A 1428-nucleotide genomic window follows, 5' to 3' on the forward strand; every position below is an offset into this window, starting at 1 on the left:
GCTCCTCCTGGAACTTTGGGGACGGCAGCAGCTCCAACCAAACCCACCCCAGCCACGTGTATGCCGCCGCCGGCACGTTCACCGTAACCCTCACGGTCACCGGCCCGGGTGGCAGCTCGCAAAAGCAAAAAGCCCTCACGGTGCGCAAGCCCCAAGAACCACTAGTGGTCTCGGTGATTGCCAGGGTCTCGGGCATCGGTACCCCTTGGCGCTCGGATGTGGTGGTGGCAAACCCTGGAGACGTGCCCTTGACGCTCACCGCCCAGTACCGCCGCTCCGGCAGCGGCACCGTCGTCACCCGGAGCGTAAACCTTGGCCCTCGCCAGGCCCTCCTTTGGGAAGATGCAGTGGCAAGCCTTTTTGGCCAAGGGGACGGACGGGGATCCCTGGTGCTGGTGCCCCCGCGGGAAGGGCCGGCCCCGGCGGTGTTTTCCCGCACTTTTTCCAGCGAAGCAGGCAAGCGCTTGGGCCAAGGCATCCCCGCCGGGGAGCCGCTTCCTGCAGGGAGCTACGTTTTCACCGGTCTTTTTGAAGACAGCGCGTTTCGCACCAATTTGGGCGTGACCGCCGGGCCCAGCGGCGTAACGGCCCAGTTTGAGCTCTACCGCGGCACCCAGGGCAAGGTGGCCGGCCCGGTGAGCCGGAGCATCGGTGCCTACGACCAGCAGCAGTGGCGCTTGCCGGATCTTTTCCCCAGCGCCGCACAAGAAGGGGTGCCCATGACCGTGGTGGTCACCCTTTCGGGGCCGGGGAGCCCCTGGGCTTCGGTGGTGGACCAGGTCTCCCACGACGCGGTGTACCTCCAGGCTTCCACCCCGGCCGGAGTACTTCACGTGCCAGTGGTCGCCTCGGTGCAAGGGGTGGTGTTTTGGGACACCGATCTCGCTTTGGCTAACTTGGGCGGGCAGTCGGCCACGGTGAGCTTGGAGTTTTTGCCGGAAAACCGCAACAACCAGGGAGGGGGCACCGTCACCCGAACGGTGGCCTTGCCGGCTCGCTCTTCGGTGGTCATCAAGCGGCTTTTTGCTTCGCTGTTGGGCGTGAGCAACACTAAGGGCTCGTTAAGCGTGGTGAGCACCCAGCCCATCGCCGCCGCCTGCCGGGTGTACACCCCCGTGGCTGGAGCCGGAAGCTACGGCCAGGGCGTTCCGGTCCTGCCCCTCACCGGGATCACCGGCCAAAGGAAGGTGGTTACCGGCGTGCGAACGCAGGACGGCTTCCGCACCAACGTGGGGCTTGCAACACCTAGCCAGGGGGTGAACGCCACCGCCCGGCTTTACGACGCCAACGGCAGCAAGCTGGCCGAGCGCACCGACCTTTTTGTGCCGGCCCGTTCGTTGCAGCAGTTCCGCCTGGAGGACTTGTTCCCCGGGGTTCCGAGCCCCAACCCGGTGGGTACGCTGGAGGTGATCCCCAATGGGCCGCTGG

General features: G+C 66.2%; 1 protein-coding gene. It reads left to right on the forward strand.

What is annotated here, in order from left to right:
* The coding region (locus tag EG19_RS13935) for a PKD domain-containing protein (protein ID WP_038050592.1) at nt 1–1428 on the forward strand (1428 nt) is incomplete at both ends.

The organism is Thermoanaerobaculum aquaticum, from assembly GCF_000687145.1.
GTDB classification, from domain to species: Bacteria; Acidobacteriota; Thermoanaerobaculia; order Thermoanaerobaculales; family Thermoanaerobaculaceae; genus Thermoanaerobaculum; species Thermoanaerobaculum aquaticum.